Annotated in this window: 18 protein-coding genes; 9 read left to right on the forward strand and 9 right to left on the reverse strand. The window is 57.8% G+C overall.

What is annotated here, in order from left to right:
* Window positions 1-44: 44 nt before the first annotated feature.
* Window positions 45-1,244, reverse strand: a complete 1,200-nt coding sequence (gene tyrS, locus VD17_RS01235; RefSeq protein WP_046052334.1) for a tyrosine--tRNA ligase — start codon at window positions 1,242-1,244, stop codon at window positions 45-47.
* Window positions 1,245-1,456: 212 nt separating this feature from the next.
* On the opposite strand from tyrS, the gene VD17_RS01240 reads away from it, so the two are divergent.
* Together VD17_RS01240 and VD17_RS01245 are read left to right on the forward strand one after the other, a co-directional pair.
* Window positions 1,457-2,881 carry a peptidoglycan DD-metalloendopeptidase family protein gene (locus VD17_RS01240; RefSeq protein WP_046052335.1) on the forward strand — a complete coding sequence of 475 codons (1,425 nt, stop codon included), beginning with the start codon at window positions 1,457-1,459 and terminating at the stop codon, window positions 2,879-2,881.
* 3 nt (window positions 2,882-2,884) lie between these two features.
* Window positions 2,885-3,976 carry an anhydro-N-acetylmuramic acid kinase gene (locus tag VD17_RS01245; protein WP_046052336.1) on the forward strand — a complete coding sequence of 364 codons (1,092 nt, stop codon included), beginning with the start codon at window positions 2,885-2,887 and terminating at the stop codon, window positions 3,974-3,976.
* Between the two features lie 67 nt (window positions 3,977-4,043).
* Here VD17_RS01245 and erpA read toward each other — a convergent pair whose 3' ends face one another.
* Both erpA and argC read right to left on the reverse strand, forming a co-directional pair.
* On the reverse strand, window positions 4,044-4,394 hold the full coding sequence (erpA, locus tag VD17_RS01250; protein WP_007947969.1) for an iron-sulfur cluster insertion protein ErpA: 351 nt from the start codon (window positions 4,392-4,394) through the stop codon (window positions 4,044-4,046).
* Between the two features lie 168 nt (window positions 4,395-4,562).
* On the reverse strand, window positions 4,563-5,597 hold the full coding sequence (argC, locus tag VD17_RS01255) for an N-acetyl-gamma-glutamyl-phosphate reductase (RefSeq protein WP_046052337.1): 1,035 nt from the start codon (window positions 5,595-5,597) through the stop codon (window positions 4,563-4,565).
* Between the two features lie 135 nt (window positions 5,598-5,732).
* Between argC and hemJ the strand changes: the two genes are divergently transcribed.
* From hemJ to coq7, 6 genes are all read left to right on the forward strand, one after another.
* Window positions 5,733-6,161 carry a protoporphyrinogen oxidase HemJ gene (hemJ, locus tag VD17_RS01260; RefSeq protein WP_046052338.1) on the forward strand — a complete coding sequence of 143 codons (429 nt, stop codon included), beginning with the start codon at window positions 5,733-5,735 and terminating at the stop codon, window positions 6,159-6,161.
* Between the two features lie 33 nt (window positions 6,162-6,194).
* On the forward strand, window positions 6,195-7,163 hold the full coding sequence (locus VD17_RS01265; RefSeq protein WP_046052339.1) for an NAD(P)H-dependent flavin oxidoreductase: 969 nt from the start codon (window positions 6,195-6,197) through the stop codon (window positions 7,161-7,163).
* Window positions 7,164-7,250: 87 nt separating this feature from the next.
* Complete coding sequence (locus VD17_RS01270) at window positions 7,251-8,216, forward strand: DUF805 domain-containing protein (RefSeq protein WP_046052340.1); 966 nt, start codon at window positions 7,251-7,253, stop codon at window positions 8,214-8,216.
* A gap of 62 nt (window positions 8,217-8,278) precedes the next feature.
* A complete protein-coding gene (locus VD17_RS01275) occupies window positions 8,279-9,067 on the forward strand; it encodes an SDR family NAD(P)-dependent oxidoreductase (RefSeq protein WP_046052341.1) in 789 nt (262 codons plus the stop codon).
* An 82-nt stretch (window positions 9,068-9,149) separates the two neighbouring features.
* Window positions 9,150-9,488: a histidine triad nucleotide-binding protein gene (locus VD17_RS01280; RefSeq protein ID WP_008147240.1), complete on the forward strand. Its 339-nt coding sequence runs from the start codon at window positions 9,150-9,152 to the stop codon at window positions 9,486-9,488.
* 126 nt (window positions 9,489-9,614) lie between these two features.
* A complete protein-coding gene (gene coq7, locus VD17_RS01285; protein WP_008147238.1) occupies window positions 9,615-10,262 on the forward strand; it encodes a 2-polyprenyl-3-methyl-6-methoxy-1,4-benzoquinone monooxygenase in 648 nt (215 codons plus the stop codon).
* Window positions 10,263-10,329: 67 nt separating this feature from the next.
* Here coq7 and speD read toward each other — a convergent pair whose 3' ends face one another.
* Together speD and VD17_RS01295 are read right to left on the reverse strand one after the other, a co-directional pair.
* Window positions 10,330-11,124, reverse strand: coding sequence for an adenosylmethionine decarboxylase (gene speD / locus VD17_RS01290; RefSeq protein ID WP_046052342.1), 795 nt, complete (start codon window positions 11,122-11,124; stop codon window positions 10,330-10,332).
* A gap of 188 nt (window positions 11,125-11,312) precedes the next feature.
* Window positions 11,313-11,735, reverse strand: a complete 423-nt coding sequence (locus VD17_RS01295; protein WP_046052343.1) for an OsmC family protein — start codon at window positions 11,733-11,735, stop codon at window positions 11,313-11,315.
* Window positions 11,736-11,966: 231 nt separating this feature from the next.
* Here VD17_RS01295 and crp point away from each other — a divergent pair, with 231 nt between their 5' ends.
* A complete protein-coding gene (crp, locus tag VD17_RS01300) occupies window positions 11,967-12,611 on the forward strand; it encodes a cAMP-activated global transcriptional regulator CRP (RefSeq protein WP_046052344.1) in 645 nt (214 codons plus the stop codon).
* On the opposite strand, the gene VD17_RS01305 is transcribed toward crp, so the two are convergent.
* The 4 genes from VD17_RS01305 to VD17_RS01320 form a co-directional block, all read right to left on the reverse strand.
* Window positions 12,608-13,309 (reverse strand): lipoate--protein ligase family protein, encoded by a 702-nt coding sequence (locus VD17_RS01305; protein WP_046052345.1) that lies wholly within the window; start codon window positions 13,307-13,309, stop codon window positions 12,608-12,610. The two genes, crp and VD17_RS01305, sit on opposite strands and share 4 nt — an antisense overlap.
* A gap of 143 nt (window positions 13,310-13,452) precedes the next feature.
* Window positions 13,453-14,289 (reverse strand): indole-3-glycerol phosphate synthase TrpC, encoded by an 837-nt coding sequence (gene trpC / locus VD17_RS01310; RefSeq protein WP_046052346.1) that lies wholly within the window; start codon window positions 14,287-14,289, stop codon window positions 13,453-13,455.
* Entirely contained in the window at window positions 14,286-15,335 is a 1,050-nt protein-coding gene (gene trpD, locus VD17_RS01315; RefSeq protein ID WP_046052347.1) for an anthranilate phosphoribosyltransferase, read from the reverse strand. The genes trpC and trpD overlap by 4 nt, the downstream gene beginning before the upstream one ends.
* 9 nt (window positions 15,336-15,344) lie before the next feature.
* Window positions 15,345-15,938 (reverse strand): aminodeoxychorismate/anthranilate synthase component II, encoded by a 594-nt coding sequence (locus VD17_RS01320; protein WP_033056198.1) that lies wholly within the window; start codon window positions 15,936-15,938, stop codon window positions 15,345-15,347.
* Between the last annotated feature and the right edge of the window lie 70 nt (window positions 15,939-16,008).

Below are 16,008 nucleotides of genomic sequence, written 5' to 3' on the forward strand. Positions count from 1 at the left end.
AATTATAGACTTCCAGAATCTACCGTCAACCCCTAATTTGAGCTTTATTCGGATTTGAGCGTAATACGCGCAAATGCCTTCTTCCCGGCCTGACAAACATGGGTCGCGCCCAGTACGTATATAAAGGTGCGATCGACAACCTCACCATCTATACGCACACCACCAGACCCCAGAAGATCTCGCGCGACAGCCGAATTCTTGACCAGGCCCGCCTTATTAAGGACTGCAGCGATCGGCATGTCTTCAGTAGCAGTCAATTCGATCTCCGGCAGATCGTCCGGCAGCTCGCCATCCTTCATACGGTTACCCGCTGCACGGTGAGCATTGGCCGCAGCCTCCTCACCATGGAAACGCGCAACGATCTCTTCGGCCAGTTTGATTTTGATATCACGCGGATTGGCACCCGCCTCAACATCAGCACGGAATGCATTGATCTCATCCATGGAGCGGAAGCTGAGCAACTCGAAGTAGCGCCACATCAGCGCATCCGGAATGGAAACCAGTTTGCCGTACATCACACCCGGTGCTTCCTGAATACCCACGTAGTTGCCCAAGGACTTGGACATCTTCTTCACGCCATCCAGACCTTCGAGCAGCGGCATGGTCAGAATGCACTGAGCCTCTTGACCATATCCACGCTGCAGTTCACGCCCCATCAACAGATTGAACTTCTGATCAGTACCACCCAGCTCGACATCCGCGCGCAAAGCGACCGAGTCATAACCCTGAACCAGCGGATAGAGGAACTCGTGAATAGCGATTGGCTGATTGGACGTGTAGCGCTTGTCGAAGTCGTCGCGCTCAAGCATCCGAGCCACGGTGTATTGCGAAGTCAGGCGAATGAAATCGGCCGGCCCCATCTGATCCATCCAGGTGGAGTTGAACGCAACTTCGGTTTTCGCCGGATCAAGAATCTTGAAAACCTGGGTCTTGTAGGTCTCGGCATTCTCGAGAACCTGCTCGCGGGTAAGAGGAGGACGCGTCGCACTCTTGCCGCTCGGATCACCGATCATCCCGGTGAAGTCACCTATAAGGAAGATCACCTGATGCCCCAGCTCCTGGAACTGGCGCAGCTTATTAATAAGCACGGTATGACCCAGGTGCAAATCCGGCGCGGTCGGATCGAAGCCTGCCTTAATACGTAGCGGCTGGCCACGCTTGAGCTTTTCGATCAGCTCGGACTCGACCAACAGTTCTTCCGCACCACGTTTAATCAGCGCTAGCTGCTCTTCAACCGACTTCATAACAGACCCGCAAGGCTCGAATTCAAAGGGAACCAACCATACAAGATCGCGCGTCAAATACAAGTTTTGCCCGGCGCACGGACGCCAATCCACGGACACAGCGCTCGCGGACTTGCTTCAGAGATGATTTGGTTATATTTTATACAGTTATTTCATCTTCATCATGTCATTCATCTTTTCCAATTCATCTTTTTCAAAGTCAAAAATTACCCATGACCAAAGAATCGTCTAAAGCGCCGCCGCTTTACCCGAAGACCCACCTGCTCGCAGCAAGTGGCATCGCCGCCCTTCTGAGCCTGGCGCTTCTGGTATTTCCTTCCAGTGATGTTGAAGCCAAAAAGACGACCCTGAGTCTTGAACTGGAAAGCCCTGCTGAACAACTGATACAAGATCAAGACGCTGCCGAAGCCGTCCAGGCCACAAATGAGCCAGCAGCTTCCCCTTTCGCGCAGATCGAAAACAGCGCCGAAGAACCCCAGGAAACCGCTCAGGCCGCGCCAGCGCCGGCGCCGGTGATCGAAGAAAAGAAGTCTCCAAACCACAGGGAAGTGATCGTTTCTAAAGGCGATACGCTCTCCACACTGTTTGAAAAAGTCGGCCTTCCAGCAGCTTCGGTGCATGAAGTGCTGGCCAGCGACAAGCAGGCCAAGCAGTTCAGCCAGCTCAAACATGGCCAGAAACTCGAATTCGAACTCGGCCCCAATGGCCAGCTGACCAACCTGCACAGCAAGGTCAGCGACGTCGAAAGCATCACCTTGACCAAGAATGACAAGGGTTATGCATTCAACCGCATTACCGCCAAGCCGACCGTGCGCTCTGCCTACGTTCATGGCGTGATCAACAGCTCCCTGTCGCAGTCCGCTGCACGCGCCGGTTTGTCCCACAGCCTGACCATGGACATGGCCAGCGTGTTTGGCTATGACGTCGATTTCGCCCAGGATATTCGCCAGGGTGACGAGTTCGATGTCATCTACGAACAGAAAGTCGTCAACGGCAAGGCTGTCGGCAATGGACCGATCCTTTCCGCTCGCTTCACCAACCGCGGCAAGACCTACACCGCCGTGCGTTACACCAATAAACAAGGCAACAGCAGCTACTACACTGCTGACGGCAACAGCATGCGCAAGGCGTTTATCCGCACTCCGGTGGACTTCGCCCGTATCAGCTCGAAATTCTCCATGGGCCGCAAACACCCGATCCTGAACAAGATCCGCGCTCACAAAGGCGTCGACTATGCAGCGCCGCGCGGCACTCCAATCAAGGCAGCCGGTGACGGCAAAGTGTTGTTGGCCGGTCGCCGTGGTGGCTACGGCAATACCGTGATCATCCAGCACGGCAACACCTACCGTACGCTGTACGGCCACATGCAGGGCTTTGCCAAAGGCGTGCAGACTGGCAGTAGCGTCAAACAAGGCCAGGTGATCGGCTACATCGGCACCACCGGACTTTCCACCGGACCGCATTTGCATTACGAGTTCCAGGTCAATGGCGTGCACGTCGACCCACTAGGCCAGAAGGTGGCGATGGCGGATCCGATCTCCAAAGCCGAGCGCGCACGTTTCCTCGCGCAGAGCCAACCACTGATGGCCCGCATGGATCAAGAGAAGTCCACGCAGCTGGCTTCGAGCAAGCGCTAAGCCATGGCTCTCTATATAGGTGTGATGTCCGGGACCAGCCTCGACGGCCTGGACATTGCGCTGATCGAGCTGACTCCGGCGATCAACCTGATCGCCACGCACTACACCCCAATGCCTGAATCCCTGCGCGCCGAGCTGCTTGGCTTGTGCGCCAGCGGCCCGGACGAGATTGCCCGCTCCGCCATTGCTCAGCAAAACTGGGTGAAATTGGCAGCACAGGGTATTCATACCCTCCTCGACCAACAAAACCTGAAACCCCAAGACATTCGTGCTATTGGCAGCCACGGCCAGACCATTCGCCACGAACCGGCGCGCGGTTTCACCGTGCAGATCGGCAACCCTGCCCTTCTAACCGAGCTGACCGGCATCACCGTGGTCAGCGACTTCCGCAGCCGCGATGTTGCGGCTGGCGGACAAGGCGCACCACTGGTCCCAGCCTTTCACGAAGCGTTGTTTGAAGAACGCGCAGGCAATCGCGCGGTATTGAACATTGGCGGATTCAGCAACCTCAGCCTGATCGAGCCTGGTAAACCGGTAGCGGGTTTCGACTGTGGCCCGGGCAATGTCTTGCTGGATGCGTGGATTCACCAGCAACACGGCGACAACTTTGATCGCGATGGCCAATGGGCTGCCAGCGGCAAGGTCGAACCGGTTCTGCTGAACGAACTGCTGAGTGATCCATTTTTCGTGACCAAAGGCCCCAAGAGCACCGGCCGCGAAGTGTTCAACCTGCCATGGCTGACACAGCATCTATCGAAATTGCCGACCTTCGCCGCCGAAGACGTACAGGCAACCCTGCTCGAACTGACCGCCCTGACCATCGTCGAGTCACTGCAAAGCGCTCAATCAGATACCCAGGAACTGTTGGTTTGCGGCGGCGGCGCGCACAACGCCACGCTGATGAATCGATTGGCCCGCTTGCTGCCGAACGCCAAGGTCAGCAGCACTGCGGCTTACGGTGTAGACCCGGACTGGGTCGAAGCCATGGCCTTCGCCTGGCTGGCCCATTGCTGCCTTGAAGGCATCGCTGCCAATCGCCCGAGCGTCACCGGCGCCCGCGGCCTGCGCGTACTCGGCGCTATCTACCCGGCATAAACGCCACACAGCAAAACGCCGCAAAGCCATAAGGCCATGCGGCGCTTGATACTGCCGTGAAGCGCGATCAGATCGAGAACGAAGAGCCGCAGCCACATGTAGTGCTGGCATTCGGGTTCTTGATCACGAAGCGCGAACCTTCAAGACCTTCCTGATAATCCACCTCGGCACCTGCCAGGTACTGGAAGCTCATCGGGTCAACGACCAGACTCACCCCTTCGCGCTCGACAATGGTGTCGTCATCGGCCACTTCTTCATCGAAGGTGAAGCCGTACTGAAAACCTGAACAACCGCCGCCCGTAACGAATACGCGCAGTTTCAAGCGATCATTCCCCTCTTCATCGACCAGGCTCTTCACCTTGTGCGCGGCACCGTGGGTGAATTGCAAAGCCGTGGGGGTGAAGGATTCGACGCTCATGCTAACTATCTCCCGGCGTTACGCCGCCATAATGCGTGATGACGCGCATTATCCGCTTCTCCTAGAAAATCGGTCAACTATTGTTACGGTATATCAATCAACCCAATCGTAAGCCCGGAATGCAAAAAGGCCCGTCAGACGGGCCTTTTTGCTGAGCGGGCTAAAGCCTTACGGCAACATGCCAGCGTGAGACAAACCCAGGCGTTCATCCAGCCCGAACAGGATGTTCATGTTCTGCACCGCCTGCCCCGACGCGCCTTTGACCAGATTGTCGATCACCGACAACACCACCACCAGGTCACCATCCTGAGGACGATGCACCGCAATACGGCAAACGTTGGCACCGCGCACGCTGCGGGTTTCCGGATGGCTGCCGGCTGGCATGACATCGACGAACGGTTCGTCGGCATAACGTTTTTCAAACAGTGCCTGCAGATCCACGGAGCGATCCACGACAGTCGCGTAGAGCGTCGAGTGGATGCCTCGAATCATTGGCGTCAGGTGCGGAACGAACGTCAGACCGACATCCTTGCCCGCTGCGCGACGCAGGCCCTGGCGGATTTCCGGCAAGTGACGGTGACCTTTGACGGCGTAAGCCTTCATGCTTTCCGACGTCTCGGAGTACAGCGAACCTACAGACGCGCCACGACCAGCACCACTGACACCGGATTTGCAGTCAGCAATCAAGCGAGTGGTATCGGCCAGACCTGCTTCAAGCAATGGCAGGAAACCCAATTGCGTAGCGGTCGGGTAGCAACCCGGCACGGCGATCAGACGAGCCTGCTTGATCTGCTCGCGATTGACTTCCGGCAAGCCGTAAACCGCTTCTTCCAGCAGTTCCGGAGCGCCGTGCGGTTGACCGTACCACTTGGCCCACTCATCGGCGTCTTGCAGACGGAAGTCCGCCGACAGGTCGATGACTTTGGTCCCGGCCGCTAACAGTTCGCCAGCCAGCGCATGGGCAACACCGTGAGGCGTGGCGAAGAACACCACGTCGCAGGCGCCCAGCGTCTTGATGTCCGGAACGCTGAACGCCAGGCCATCGTAATGACCGCGCAGGTTCGGATACATATCAGCCACGGCCAGACCGGCCTCGGATCGGGAAGTGATGACGACCACTTCTGCTTGCGGATGTTGCGCCAACAGACGCAGCAGTTCGACACCGGTGTAACCCGTGCCGCCGACGATACCGACCTTGACCATAAACCTGCCCTCAACGAACCCACTGGAAAGCCGTCGATAATAGGGCCCGTATCGTCCTGCGACAACCGGCAAGGTGACGTGCGGCGGCTCAAGCCTCTACTATCCGGGCTACCGTGAACCTGGGAATAACTAAAAATGCTTTATCTGTGGCTCAAAGCGCTTCACATCATCAGCATGGTCTGCTGGTTTGCCGGCCTGTTCTATCTGCCGCGCCTGTTTGTTTATCACGCCCAAAGCGAAGACACCGTCAGTAAAGAACGCTTCAGCATCATGGAGCGCAAGCTGTACCGCGGCATCATGGGGCCGGCGATGATCGCCACCCTGATTTTCGGCATCGCACTGATCGGCCTGAACCCAAGCATATTCAGTCAGGGTGCGTGGATTCACGCCAAGTTGACCCTGGTGGTGATCCTGATCGGCTACCACCACATGTGTGGCGCTCAGGTAAAACGTTTTGCCCGTGGCGAGAACACCCGCAGCCATGTCTTTTATCGCTGGTTCAATGAAGTGCCGGTTCTGATATTGCTGGCTATCGTAATTCTGGTCGTGGTTCGACCGTTCTAACTTCAATACGCACAACTCGCCGGGGTACTTCCAATGTCGCTGCCCGCACTGCTCGAACAACGCTTGCGTCTGCCTGTGGTGGCTGCGCCGATGTTCCTGATTTCCAATCCGCAATTGGTGCTTGCCTGCTGCCGTAATGGCGTGGTGGGCAGCTTCCCCGCGTTGAACCAGCGCGAGAGCAGCGGCTTCAAGGCCTGGCTGGAAGAGATCGAAGCAGGATTGGCGACATTGGTGAACCCGGCGCCTTATGCGGTGAACCTGATCGTCCACAACAGCAACCCGCGCCTGCAAGCAGATCTGGATATCTGCATCGAGCACAAAGTACCGATTGTGATCACCAGCCTCGGCGCCGTGAAAGAACTGGTCGACGCCGTGCACAGCTACGGCGGTCTGGTGTTCCATGACGTGACGACTCGTCGCCATGCAGAGAAAGCCGCCGAGGCCGGGGTCGACGGTTTGATCGCCGTGGCAGCCGGCGCCGGTGGACACGCCGGAACCTGGAGTCCGTTCTCGCTGATTGCCGAGATCCGCCAATTCTTCGACAAGACCCTGCTCCTGGCCGGTTGCCTGAACCACGGCCACGAGATTCTCGCGGCACAATTGCTCGGTGCGGATCTGGCCTACTTCGGCACGCGATTTATCGGCACCACCGAAAGTCATGCGCCTGACGCCTATAAAGAGATGCTGCTGACTTCCAGAGCCGCGGACATCGTCCATACTCCAGCGGTGTCGGGAGTACCGGCGAGCTTTATGCGTCAGAGCCTTGAGGCTGCAGGTTTCGACATGAAAGCGCTGCAAGGCAAGGGCGAGGTGGACTTCGGCTCCAAACTCAAGCCCGTCAGCGATGAAGCCAAAGCCTGGAAAACCGTCTGGTCGGCAGGCCAGGGGGTCGGCGAGATCGATGACCTGCCGAGTGTCGATCAATTGGTCGCTCGCCTTGATGCCGAGTACCGCAAAGCACTGGAGCTGGCGGCAGCGCTGCCCAAGCGCTGGCCACGCTGACATGTAACGCTTGGCCAGCCCATTTCGACTGGCCTTACACTCCACCCGCAATACTCCCTGACACTCTCGCGACAAGGATGCCTCGCAATGAGCGAAAACCGTTTCAAGATCGTATTCGACGGCGCTCTGCTGCCAGGTGTTGACGCCACCACCGCCAAGCTCAATCTCGCCGAGTTGTTCAAAAGCGATGTGGCTGCCATCGAGCGACTATTTAGTGGCAAGCCGGTTGCGCTCAAACGCGAGCTGTCACAGGCCGATGCGCAGATTTATCTCCAGGCGCTGACCAAAACCGGTATCGATGCCCGGATCGAATCCGAACCCTCGATCGAGCTGAACCTGTCCGACGTTCATGAACACGCCCCTGCGGTCGCGGCAGATCCTGAATCCCCTTACGCACCACCCCTGGCTACCGTTGGCGAAGCCTTGCCCGAGTTTTCCACACTCAAGCCGTTCAGCTTCGAGGGTCGGATCGGCCGCTTGCGCTATCTGGCCTGGACGATGTCGCTGACGCTGGTGACCCTTGGCGCTGGCTCTTTACTCGCCGTTTTCGCCTTGGCCCTCATCAACACGGACTCGACCATCGCCCTCATTCTCGGAGGCCTGCTGGCCTTGATCGGCTTCGTGGCGCTCGGCCTCGTCAGCATCCAGTTCAGTGTCCAGCGCCTGCATGATATTGGCTGGTCTGGCTGGCTCTGGCTGCTGACGCTCGTGCCGTTCGTGGGCAGCCTCTTTCCGTTCGTGATGGTGATTGTGCCGGGTAATAACACCGCCAATCGATACGGTGCGCCCCCACCGCCCAACAGCACCGCGGTCAAGATCCTGTCTTCATTGTGGCTGGTGCTTATCGCGATCCTGTTCATCGGCGGACTGACCGGCGGCCTTACTACCCTTCAGAGCGAATACGAAAGCGCCACCCAGAGCAGCTATGAAAGTGACTCCGTGACCACCGAAGAGATCGAAGATCAAAGCGCCGTGGAAGCAGAGCCAGCGCCAAATTCAGCCGACGATGCAGCCGAAGACGCCCAGCCCCCTGTAGACTCTGCGAAAGAATGAACAGCGCTCCCCGCCCGTGACACCTGCGTCGCCGGCGCGGAGCTGTTGCGATGGAGAAATGCATGACCCGTTACGCTCTGATCACCGGCGCTTCCAGCGGCATCGGCCTGGCGATGGCCGAAGCGCTGGCCCGGCGCGGCCGCAGCCTGATTCTGGTGGCCCGTCAGCGTGATCAGCTGGAAAGTATTGCGATTGAACTGACTCAACGTTTTGGCGTGGAAGTGTTGTTCCGAGCCTGTGACCTCGGCGAGCCGCTACGGCTGTCCGGTTTTCTGCTGGAGCTGGAGGAAGGTGACCGACAGATCGACTTGCTGGTCAACTGCGCCGGCATCGGCACCTGCGGCCCTTTTCTGGCTCAGGACTGGATGACCGAGCAGGACCTGATCGAAGTGAACATCCTCGCGCTCACTCGCCTGTGTCACGCGATCGGCAACAGCATGGCGCTGCAGGGCGGCGGGCAAATTTTGAATGTCGCCTCGGTGGCGGCGTTCCATCCCGGCCCGTGGATGAGTACTTATTACGCCAGCAAGGCTTATGTGCTGCACTTTTCCGAAGGGTTGCGCGTCGAACTGAAAAAATGTGCCGTCAAGGTGTCGGTGCTTTGCCCCGGCCCTACCCGCACGGCGTTTTTCCGCACCGCGCAATTGGACGCTGGCAAACTGGTCGACAGCAAAATGCTGATGAGCCCCGAGGAAGTCGCGCTCTACACCGTGCGAGCCCTGGAGAAAAATCGCGCGATCATTATTCCGGGTCGACGCAACCGCTGGCGCGCCTTCCTGCCGCGACTCGGCTCACGCTGGCTGACCCGGACAATCGCCGGCATGGTCAACAAGGCTTACTGCCCGCGCTGATCGCACCCTCAAGGTAAAAGGCTGGGCTCGGGCATAACCCATGGTTACACTCAGGCCAGCCCAAACAACGGAGAAAACAGCTGTGGATACTCTGTTCACCAAGATCATCAACCGGGAAATCCCGGCCAAGATCATTTACGAGGACGACCAGGTACTGGCCTTCCACGACATCGCCCCACAGGCACCAGTACATTTTCTGGTGATCCCGAAAAAAGCGGTGCGTACGCTTAACGACCTGACCGAGGACGACAAGGCATTGGCTGGGCATATTCTGTTCACCGCCCAGCGTCTGGCTCTGGAACTGGGCTGCGAAGAAGGTTTCCGCGTGGTGATGAACTGCAATCCACTGGGTGGGCAGACCGTCTATCACATTCATATGCACGTGCTGGGTCAGCGCCAGATGCATTGGCCGCCGGGCTGATTGCAATAAACCCTGTGGGGGTGGGCAACCCCGCTCCCACAAGCACCTGCGACGCAATGACCCAGCGCAAACCTTCCCCGGCCGATTGGGTTAAACTGGCCGCCGAGATTCTTCCCGGAGGTCAGCATGACAACCCAACGTCACTACTCGCCGATTGACCGCCTTCTGCTGCAAGCCGATGCCGCGATGCGTACCTTGTTGCCCTTCAGTGGCCAGCCGTACCGTCCTTCGCCCGCTATCGTTCAGCCGGATGCGCAAATGAGCGACGAAGACACCCGGCACGTCGCCGGTCTGATGCGCATCAACCATACCGGCGAAGTCTGTGCCCAGGCGCTGTATCAGGGTCAGGCGCTGACCGCCAAGCTGCCGCAAGTGCGTGCCGCCATGGAACACGCCGCCGAAGAAGAAATCGACCACCTGGTCTGGTGCGAACAACGCATAAAACAGTTGGGTAGCCATACCAGCATTCTCAATCCGCTGTTCTACGGCATGTCGTTCGGGATTGGTGCGGTGGCCGGGTTGATCAGCGATAAAGTCAGCCTGGGTTTCGTTGCCGCGACCGAGCATCAGGTGTGCAAACACCTCAACGAACACCTTGAGCAACTGCCGGCCGAGGACGAAAAGTCCCGGGCGATCCTCGAACAGATGCGCATTGATGAAGAACACCACGCCGAAAGCGCGCTGGAGGCTGGAGGTTTCCGCTTCCCGGCACCGGTAAAGTTCGGCATGAGCCTGATGGCCAAGGTCATGACCAAGAGTACTTATCGGATCTGATCCCCCCAAAATCCCGGGCACAAAAAAGGGCGCTTTTTCAGCGCCCTTTCTTTTTGCTCGCAGAAAATCAGCTCGACATGTTGCGCGCGTAGAAGATTTCCAGCATTTCGTGTTTCACCCGCTCGGTCACCTGGGCACGCTGCTCAGAAGACAGGTTGCTGGTGGCGTCGCCGAACAAGTAGTTATCGAGTTCGAAGTTCTTCAGCAGCATTTTGGTGTGGAACAGGTTTTCCTGGTACACGTTCACGTCGGTCATCTGGTACGCCCCACGGGTGTCTTCGGAAAGGTAGTTCTGAATCGAGTTGATCTCGTGGTCGATGAAGTGTTTTTTGCCTTCCACGTCACGGGTGAAGCCGCGCACACGATAATCCACGGTCACGATGTCCGAATCGAACTGGTGGATCAGGAAGTTGAGCGCCTTGAGCGGTGAAATGACGCCACAGGTCGACACATCAATGTCCACACGGAATGTCGCGATGCCATCGTCCGGATGGATTTCCGGGTAGGTGTGCACCGTGATGTGGCTCTTGTCGAGGTGGGCCAGGATAATTTCAGGCAGCGGGCCCGGGGACTCTTCGATCTGACTGTCGGTCGGGGTCACCGGCTCTTCGGAGATCAGAATCGTGACACTGGCGCCCTGGGGTTCATAGTCCTGACTGGCGATGTTCAGGATGTTGGCACCAATGATATCGACAACTTCTGTGAGGATCTGCGTCAGGCGCTTGGCGTTGTACTCTTTATTGATGTACTCGACGTAAGCCTGTTGGTCTTGCGGGGTTTGCGCATAGCAGATGTCATAGATGTTGAAGCTCAAGGTCTTTGTCAGGTTATTGAACCCATGGAGCTTGAGTTTGCTTTTCACCGTTAGACGCTCTCTGTGTATTGCGGACTGGCCGCGTGATCAAGCATGCCCGTCAGATGCGAACGACGCAGCTGCGCAGGACGGATCAACACCTCTTCGCGATGGCGATTTTAATTATTTGTTCGGGTGCAGACGCGAGCTTTAGATCGTCACAGTCTGCACTGCCTTTATGATAGTTGAATGTCGATTCAACCGAGTTCGATGATCTCGTAGTCGTGTGTGATCTCTACGCCCGCCGCGCCCAACATGATCGACGCCGAGCAATACTTCTCGGCAGACAGCTCGATGGCGCGTTTGACCTGGGCTTCTTTCATGCCGCGGCCCTTGACCACAAAGTGCATGTGAATCTTGGTGAAAACCTTCGGATCTTCGGTGGCACGCTCGGCTTCGAGGAAGGCTTCGCTGCTTTCAACGGCCTGACGGGACTTCTTGAGGATGCTGACCACGTCGAAATTGCTGCAACCGCCAACACCCAGCAGGAGCATTTCCATCGGCCGGACACCCAGGTTGCGACCGCCGGCATCGGGCGGACCGTCCATGACCACGACATGACCGCTGCCGGATTCGCCGAGGAACATGGCTTCACCAGCCCATTGGATGCGTGCCTTCATCGCCAAGACTCCACTGTATAAAAAAGGGTCGCCAGCTTAGCACAGGGGCCTTGATTGACGGCGTCTCGCCTTCCTACGACGCAAGCCACTGCGCTGTAGGTAAATTCTCGAATATTGCAGGAAGTGTCTGTTAAGCTGGCGCCAATTCACTGGCGCATGGCCAGCTTTGTAGCAACCTCAGCGGCTCATAAGAAAACCAAACACACCGTGAAGTCTTTTCGGGATACAACCATGGTTGCTACTGCCCCAACACCCAAAATCAAGAACCTCGACAAGCTGTTGATGCACTGCCAGCGCCGTCGTTATGCGGCCAAAAGCAACATCATTTGTGCCGGCGACCGTTCGGACACGCTGTTCTTCATCATCAAGGGTTCGGTCACCATCCTGATCGAGGATGACGACGGTCGCGAAATGATCATCGCCTACCTGAACTCCGGAGACTTTTTTGGCGAGTTGGGCCTTTTCGAACAGGCCGGCCTGGAACAGGAACGCAGCGCTTGGGTGCGCGCCAAGATCGAATGCGAAGTCGCCGAGATCAGCTACGCGAAATTCCGCGAGTTGTCCCAACAGGATCCAGACATTCTTTACGTGCTCAGCGGACAAATCGCACAGCGCCTGCGCAACACCACTCGCAAAGTGGGTGACCTTGCCTTCTTCGACGTTACCGGCCGCGTCGCACGCTGCCTCTTGGAACTGTGCAAACAGCCAGATGCAATGACCCATCCCGATGGCATGCAGATCAAAGTGACCCGTCAGGAAATCGGGCGGATTGTCGGTTGTTCACGTGAGATGGTCGGTCGCGTACTCAAGGACCTGGAAGAACGCAACCTGGTGGACGTCAAAGGCAAGACCATGGTGGTCTTCGGTACGCGCTAAACCCTGAACATGTCTGCCAGCAACTGGCGGTACAACGTGTCGAGTCGCCCCAACGCATCAGGGGCTGCATATTTCTCATGAAGAGCAATGTGGCTCTCGGCGCGAACTCGCTGCTCCAGGCCACAGGCTTCATTGAAACGGTTAACCGCCGCAACCATCGACTCACGCTCGTTATCGAGCAACAAAGCACCGTGCACCAACCCTACCGGACGCGTACCGCCCTTGCTCTGGCGCCAGCGTTGAGCCGTGCCGACCATCTTGCGCCCATCAAGGTTGACGTTGAAACGCCCATCGCAGAACGCCCCCTCTATTTCACCCAAAGACGAAACGCCGCCCAGCTCATCGAGCAACTGACAAATCGGATCGCAAAGTCGGCGATAACCGGTTTCGATGCGGTTCTGGTCACCCTCGCTACGCGGTGGCGCGTAGACCAGTGCGATGTTGATCGTTGAAGCCGATTGCGGCACCGGCTCACCGCCGGTCTCACGCAACAACACCGGCCAACCTGCCGCAGCCGACACCTCGCACGCGGCCTCGAACCCAGGCAGACGATTCAACCGTCGCGGCATGACCAGAGCGCGGTCATTGGGTTGCCAGAACAGCAGACCGAATTCAGCATCACCGGCACAGACCGACGCCAAGAGATCCTGTTCGGCTTGCAGGCCGGCTTCGACAGTCAAAGAGACGATTGAGGTCATAAAGTATTCCGTTGGACAGGAAGTCTGAGGTGCTACTTATGCCGCCATCGCGAGCAGGCTCGCTCCCACATTTGATCTGGGTGCTCACAAATTTTGTGTCCACCAACAATCACTGTGGGAGCGAGCTTGCTCGCGATGCTTTTTCAGTCGAGTGTAGAACCGCTCACCGCGATACCACGCTCAGGAAAGAACAGACGCTGCAGTTCGGTGCCCGGGCTTTCGGCGCGCATGAACGCTTCGCCCACCAGGAACGCGTACACATCGCTGATTTCCATCAGCTCGACATCGGCCCGGTTGAGAATGCCACTTTCGGTGATCACCAAGCGATCACGCGGGATACGCGGCAACAGATCGAGGGTGGTTTCCAGATTGACTTCGAAGGTGTGCAGGTTGCGGTTGTTCACGCCGACCAACGGAGTGTCGAGGGTTTTCAAGGCCCGCTCCAGCTCGTCGCCATCGTGAACTTCCACCAGCACATCGAGGCCGACGCTTTTGGCGACGGCAGCCAACTCGGCCATTTTCACATCATCCAGTGCGGAGACGATCAATAGTACGCAGTCGGCGCCCAACGCTCGGGCTTCAATGATCTGGTACGGATCGATCATGAAGTCCTTGCGGATCACCGGCAGTTTGCACGCCGCCCGCGCCTGTTGCAGATACGCATCGGCGCCCTTGAAGTAATCGATATCGGTAAGCACCGACAGACAGGTCGCGCCGCCCTTCTCGTAACTCTTGGCAATGTCGGCAGGAACGAAGTTCTCGCGGATAACGCCTTTGCTCGGTGAAGCTTTCTTGATTTCTGCAATGACCGCTGGCTGCTTGAGCTTGGCCTGAGCCAACAATGCCTTGGCAAAACCACGGGGTGCATCGGCCGCCTTGGCCAGACTTTCCAGCTCCGCCAGGCTTACGCGAGCGCTACGCTCGGCGACTTCCTGGACTTTGCGGGCCAGAATGTTTTCCAGAACCGTCGGTACACTCATCCCTCATTCTCCACTTTGAATACCGCGGTAAATGCACCCAACTCCTCCAGTTTTTCCCGAGCGAGGCCTGTGTGCAGCGCATCGTGCGCCAGGGCAACGCCTTCTTTCAAACTGCTGGCATGGTCGGCGGCGTACAGCGCGGCACCGGCATTGAGCATAATCATTTCCGCGGCTTTCTGACCGTTCTCGGTCTTGCGCTTGCCCAGGGCGTCGCGAATCAGCTCCAGCGAGGCCGCCGGGCTATCCACTGCCAGACCGTGCAGGCTCTGGCTCTTCATGCCCAGGTCTTCTGGCTCGACCCAGTACTCGGTGACCTGGTCATCCTTCAATTCCGCCACGAAGGTCGGTGCCGCCAGACTGAACTCGTCCAGACCATCCTTCGAATGCACCACCAGCACGTGCTTGCTGCCCATACGCTGCAAGACTTCGGCCAGCGGCCGGCACAACGCCTGACTGAACACGCCCACCACCTGATGCTTCACGCCGGCCGGATTCGTAAGCGGGCCGAGCATGTTGAACAGCGTGCGCAAGCCCAACTCCCGGCGCGGGCCGGCGGCGTGCTTCATGGCGCTGTGATGGGTCTGGGCGAACATGAAACCGATGCCGACGTTGTCGATGCAGCGTGCGACCTGAACCGGTGTCAGGTTCAAGTAGATACCCGCCGCCTCCAGCAAATCGGCGCTGCCGCTTTTGCCCGAGACCGCACGGTTACCGTGCTTGGCCACCGTGCACCCGGCCGCTGCGACTACGAATGAGGAAGCGGTCGAGACGTTAAAAATGTTTGCGCCATCGCCACCGGTACCCACCACATCGACGACGCCGTCGAGGGTCTTGAGTTCGACCTTGTCCGCCAGCTCGCGCATGACCGACACGGCGCCGACGATCTCGTCGATGCTTTCGCTCTTCATGCGCATGGCCATCATGAACGCGCCGATCTGCGCATCCGTGCATTGACCGGTCATTATTTCGCGCATGACATCGCGCATCTCATCGGTGCTGAGGTCGAGCTGATCGACGATACGGCTCAGGGCTGTCTTGATATTCATGAAAAGTCCTTAGCGCGTGCCGCCGGTTTGTTTGAGGAAATTAGCGAACAGCTCGTGGCCCTGTTCGGTGAGGATCGACTCAGGGTGAAACTGGACGCCCTCGATGTTCAGTGTCTTGTGGCGCAGGCCCATTATCTCGTCGACCGAGCCGTCTTCAAGCTGGGTCCAGGCGGTCAGCTCCAGGCAATCGGGCAGGGTTTCGCGTTTGACGATCAGTGAATGATAGCGGGTGACTGTCAGCGGATGGTTCAGGCCTTCAAATACGCCTTTGTCCTCGTGGAACACCGGGCTGGTTTTGCCGTGCATGACCTGACGGGCGCGCACCACATCGCCGCCAAAGGCCTGGCCGATAGACTGATGTCCCAGGCAGACGCCCAGAATCGGTAATTTACCGCCAAAATGTTTGATCACATCAATCGACACGCCGGCTTCGTTCGGCGTGCAAGGGCCGGGGGAAACGACGATCCGCTCAGGGTTGAGGGCTTCGATTTCGGCAATGGTGAGCTCATCGTTGCGCACGACTTTGACCTGGGAGCCGAGCTCACCGAGGTATTGCACAACGTTGTAAGTAAAAGAGTCGTAGTTATCGATCATCAGCAACATGGCTTAAGAACCTCTTGAATTCACTGACTTTAAATACTGCCTTCGAATGATTGACCCGCAGCGTCCAGCG

Source organism: Pseudomonas fluorescens, assembly GCF_000968015.1.
GTDB lineage: Bacteria > Pseudomonadota > Gammaproteobacteria > Pseudomonadales > Pseudomonadaceae > Aquipseudomonas > Aquipseudomonas fluorescens_W.